This is a genomic window from Providencia sp. JGM181, from assembly GCF_018257375.1.
Classification (GTDB): Bacteria; Pseudomonadota; Gammaproteobacteria; order Enterobacterales; family Enterobacteriaceae; genus Providencia; species Providencia lanzhouensis.
The window spans coordinates 1-4,906 of the sequence record NZ_JAERJY010000196.1 but is presented as its reverse complement, the minus strand read 5'-3'; the positions used below and the strand labels follow the sequence as shown (position 1 = coordinate 4,906).

General features: G+C 38.2%; 5 protein-coding genes and 1 tRNA gene. 3 read left to right on the top strand and 3 right to left on the bottom strand.

The features are described from left to right. Window positions 1–62 precede the first annotated feature (62 nt). Window positions 63–938, top strand: a complete 876-nt coding sequence (locus JK188_RS16385; RefSeq protein WP_211885730.1) for a LysR family transcriptional regulator — start codon at window positions 63–65, stop codon at window positions 936–938. A 1-nt stretch (window position 939) separates the two neighbouring features. Here JK188_RS16385 and JK188_RS16380 read toward each other — a convergent pair. The 3 genes from JK188_RS16380 to JK188_RS16370 all read right to left on the bottom strand — a co-directional run bounded on the left by JK188_RS16380 (window position 940) and on the right by JK188_RS16370 (window position 2,601). Continuing rightward, window positions 940–1,024, bottom strand: a tRNA-Tyr gene (locus JK188_RS16380). 159 nt (window positions 1,025–1,183) lie between these two features. Further along, on the bottom strand, window positions 1,184–2,032 hold the full coding sequence (purU, locus tag JK188_RS16375; protein ID WP_036956491.1) for a formyltetrahydrofolate deformylase: 849 nt from the start codon (window positions 2,030–2,032) through the stop codon (window positions 1,184–1,186). A gap of 89 nt (window positions 2,033–2,121) precedes the next feature. Further along, a complete protein-coding gene (locus tag JK188_RS16370) occupies window positions 2,122–2,601 on the bottom strand; it encodes a YchJ family protein (protein ID WP_108478069.1) in 480 nt (159 codons plus the stop codon). 117 nt (window positions 2,602–2,718) lie between these two features. Here JK188_RS16370 and rssB point away from each other — a divergent pair, with 117 nt between their 5' ends. Together rssB and galU are read left to right on the top strand one after the other, a co-directional pair. Then, window positions 2,719–3,735 (top strand): two-component system response regulator RssB, encoded by a 1,017-nt coding sequence (gene rssB / locus JK188_RS16365; protein ID WP_036956495.1) that lies wholly within the window; start codon window positions 2,719–2,721, stop codon window positions 3,733–3,735. A 157-nt stretch (window positions 3,736–3,892) separates the two neighbouring features. Beyond that, complete coding sequence (galU, locus tag JK188_RS16360; protein ID WP_211885728.1) at window positions 3,893–4,822, top strand: UTP--glucose-1-phosphate uridylyltransferase GalU; 930 nt, start codon at window positions 3,893–3,895, stop codon at window positions 4,820–4,822. Window positions 4,823–4,906: the final 84 nt, after the last annotated feature.

The window sequence follows — 4,906 nt, the reverse complement described above, 5'->3', positions numbered from 1 at the left end:
ATGCTGTTATTTAAAATAATCATGTTGGTTTACATTTCAATAAATAGAATGGGGTCATAGATATGTTCTTTTCAAGAAAATTAGAGGCGTTTATGGCAGTTGTTGAGAATGGCTCGCTAAGCAAGGCTGCAAGGGTGATGAATCGCACGACACCCCCCATCGCAAAATCCATAAAAGACTTTGAAACGAGTTTGGGTAAACGGCTTTTTAAACGAGAAAAATTTGGAATGACATTAACTAAGGATGGCCAAGAACTTTATAACGATCTTAGAGATCTCTACTTGCAGGAGAAAGAAATAACGAAAAAACATTTTTCTGGTTATATTGTCAATGAAGCTAATATTTATTATGACTGGGGGAAGGAAAATCATCTAATTAATTTATATCAGGCAGCACATAAGAATAATGTACAGGTTAATATATTAAGATTTAACTATGATGAGGTAGATGAAATTGTCGATTATGATGGAAATACTTTAATTTTAAGTTCTGAATTAGTCATCAGTGAAAGGTTTTCATTACAAAAAAAAATAGAGAATGCGCCTTTAGGTATTTATTGTAGAAAAGAGTTATACGAGAAATTTAATCATGATGTTGTAGTCTTACTACAACAAAGTACTTGGCTATGCGATCCCTCATTTTATAAAAGCTCACTGATGAGTGACTTGCTGGCTAAAGTTGAAACCGCAGAGAATAAATCCAGCATACGACAGATGGATAATATTGGGTGTTGTCAGAGTTTCATTCAAGACGGTGATTTTATCGGGATTATTGACTATTATCCTGAGGATGAGCTGATCGATAGATCGCTGATCTATGTTTCATTAAATGGACTTTTGGATAAAAGTGACTGTTACATTTATAAATCAAAATCACATTCAAGTGTATTAAATCGATTTATTGGGGTAGTTGATAAACTTGGAAAAGACGTTGCTTAGATGGTGGTGGGAGAAGGATTCGAACCTTCGAAGTCTGTGACGGCAGATTTACAGTCTGCTCCCTTTGGCCGCTTGGGTATCCCACCAGATTTTGAATTGCTGTAATCGTTCACAGCGGGCGGCATCATATCAAATGACGCGCCCCTGTAAAGTATTAATTGAAAAAAAATGTCTGAATGCTGATTTTTTAATCTCAATGCGTGATAAATCAACAAATTACTACAATTAATAACCGATACGCTCTGTTATAAAATAATGGTTCGATTGCCATAAACAAAGACGCGCTGTGCCAATACCCAATATAAAGCATGGCTCAGTACGTTCTTTTCAACGTCGCGGCCTGCACGCATCATATCATCCGCAGTAAATGTATGGTCCACATTGATAACGTTTTGCGTGATGATTGGACCTTCATCCAAATTATCATTCACAAAGTGAGCGGTTGCTCCAATGATCTTAACGCCACGCTCATAAGCTTGGTGATAAGGACGTGCGCCTATGAATGCCGGTAAGAATGAGTGGTGAATATTAATAATTTGATTAGGGTAGTGCTGAACAAAAGCGGGGGTCAACACTCGCATATATTTAGCAAGGACAACATAGTCAGGCTGATATTGATCAATCTGAGCCGTGAGTTTCTCATCGTGCTGTTCGCGCGTTAAGCCTTCATGGCTAATATGATGGAATGGAATACCAAACTGCTCGACAAGGTTTTTCAAGGTGTCGTGGTTGCCGATAACGGCAGCAATATCGACATCTAACCCATCGTAAGCACTCTTCATCAGAAGATCACCAAGGCAGTGCGCTTCTTTTGTGACCATAATAACAATGCGGCGACGTCCTGCAGAGTTTAATTCACGCTTAGAGCCTTCTGGTAATGCATCATCTAAATCTGCCAGTAAGGTTTCATCGTTAAAAATCCCTTCCAGTTCCGTTCTCATGAAGAAACGACCAGTACGGTGATCAACAAACTCATTATTTTGGATAATGTTCAGCTGGTGTTTGTAGCAAATATTGGTGATTTTAGCGATCAATCCTTTTGCATCAGGGCAAATGGTTCTGAGAATTTTTTTCTGTACATTTTTGTGTTGCATGGAACTGTCTAATCCTTAACTGACTAAAGCCTAATAATTTAGGCTAATCGTAATTTATGCAATGAATATACGAATTGATAAACAGAGAATTAATAACTATCGCAGCACTTCTTAAATTTTTTTCCTGAGCCGCATGGGCAATCATCGTTGCGCCCAACTTTTGGTGTTATTCCGTCAATGTAATACCACTGTGCATCAATGCGAAGAAAACGGGAACGTTCGTGAATAAGCTGTTTATGATCAGCTTTTTCATCAATAAAGCAAGCCGAAAATTCGACATAAGCTTCGTCAGGATTTTTAGCATGAGAAGAACTAATGACTCGCAGTCCCAGCCATTCAGTTTGTTCAAAACTATCTAAGATAGCTTCTCGCCACTCTTGTGCTTGGCAATCTGGGTGCCATGTTTTGATGAGGTAATCTACATTGTGATGGACATAAGCGCTATATCGTGAGCGCATTAATTGCTCTGGCGTTTCAGCAATAACCAGCCCAAGCAACAGCGGAGAGCAGCATTGGTCAAACGGCAAAGGATGACCGCAACTACAATTATTTTTTAAAGATTGGCTCATTCTTTTCTCGATAAAATAACTATACTTAAAAAATATAGTCGTTAATGATTTTATAATATGACTATTGGCGTCAGAATATATTACTTATGAAACCAGGGTTGTCGTGGTAGGTATGATATGAAAAATAGAAAAATACTCATAGTTGAAGATGAAAAAATTTTTTGTACTATTCTTCGTGAATACCTCGAAAGTTTAGAAACAGAAGTCTACATCGCTGACAACGGCGCGCTTGCACTTGAGCTGATCACGCAACAAAAGGTGATTCCCGATGTCATTCTTTGTGATCTCAACATGCCCATCATGAATGGTGAATCATTTATGGCGGAGCTGGTGGAGCGTAATATTAATGTACCTGTGATTGTTATTTCAGCAACTACGGACTTCACGCAATTAGATAGAATGTTTCGTCTTGGTGCGAAAGATGCTTTGTTAAAGCCAATAAAAAATCTTGATGAAGTGAAAGTGACGATTCATGCGGCACTGTATCCAGAGCAATATGACTCTGAAACACTCATTGAAAATGAAATCCAGAATATTTCGAACATTTTGAATAATGACAAGTTGGATATGTTAGCCATCTTGAAACAATTACAGCCTCCAGTCGCGCAGGTTATCAATGGCTATAAGATAAACTATAGACAATTAAATGAAGCGAATCGTTTTGGGTTGCTGTTGGATATCGCGGCAATATCTGAGGAGCAAATCGGATTTTATTGCATTGATATAGAACGCTCTCCACAAGAAGGGGTGATGGCGGCGTTTTTAATTCGTGTTGTGTTTAATGACCTCTTAAAGAGTGCGGTGAACAACCGAGATAAAAAATTACCTCAAATTGATAACATTATTAATCAAATAAATCACTTACTGGAAGATTCTGGCTTTTCAGGTCAGTTTCCATTGTTACTCGGTTACTTTAATACCAAATCTAAAAATGTGATTTTGGCGAGTGCAGGACTGGAAGCCAATATTACGACGGAGCAGCATCATTACCATCTCGCGCGAAATGTCCCGCTAGGTACGCTAAAAACATACCATTCAAATCGATTAGACTTTCAAGGTGAGAGTTGGAAGTGTCTTATTCATAATTCGAATCAAAAAATCAAGTTAATGTTTAATCCCTATGCTCAGAAATAATGCACTTATTTAATGGATCTAGGTTCTATTTATCCTAAACGAACCCATCTCTATTTATTCAATAATGAATCCTGATATACTGGCGCGCACTAAAAACGCGCCAGTATAGTTTATTGAAAATATAAACGGTGCTTATTAAATTTTTGGAGTTCTCGAGATGATCAAACGCAAGGTGCGTAAAGCGGTAATCCCTGTAGCAGGTTTAGGAACACGTATGCTTCCAGCGACGAAAGCAATTCCTAAAGAGATGCTACCAGTTGTTGATAAGCCTTTAATCCAATATGTGGTTAATGAGTGTATTGCTGCAGGAATTAATGAAATTGTGCTAGTGACACATTCATCTAAAAATTCTATTGAAAACCACTTTGATACCAGCTTTGAACTTGAAGCCATCTTAGAAGCGCGAGTTAAGCGCCAATTGTTGGATGAAGTGAAATCCATTTGCCCAAGTCATGTGACTATCATGCAAACACGCCAAGGCATTGCTAAAGGTTTAGGTCATGCTATTTTATGTGCGAAACCATTGGTGGGTGATGAGCCTTTTGCCGTAATCCTTCCGGATGTTATTTTAGATCGCTATAGCACCGATTTAACGAAATTTAACCTCAAAGAGATGTTAGAACACTACGAAACTACTGGAGCTAGCCAAATTTTAGTCGAGCCAGTACCAGAAGACGATGTTTCTAACTACGGGATTGTGGATTGTAACGGTGTGACTTTACATCCGGGCGATAGTAAACCGATTTCCCGTATGGTTGAGAAACCGAAGCGTGATGAAGCACCATCCAATTTATCTATTGTAGGGCGTTATGTATTATCCGAAAAGATTTGGGATGCATTAGCGAAAACAGCACCGGGTGCTGGCGATGAAATCCAATTAACGGATGCTATCGCATTAATGATGGAAAATAAGGAACTCGTTGAAGCATACCACTTATGTGGTAAAAGCCATGACTGCGGAAATAAATTAGGTTACATGAAAGCCTTTGTAGAATATGGTATGCAACACGATACACTAGGAAATGATTTTTCCGCGTGGATTAAAGAGTTAGCCGCTAATTTAGGTTCATCATCGAAATCTAATTAAAATACGAATCTTTGTTGTACAGATAAAAGCTAGCCTTTATGGTTAGCTTTTTTTATGGGCATTTTATAGAAATATGTAAAAAGG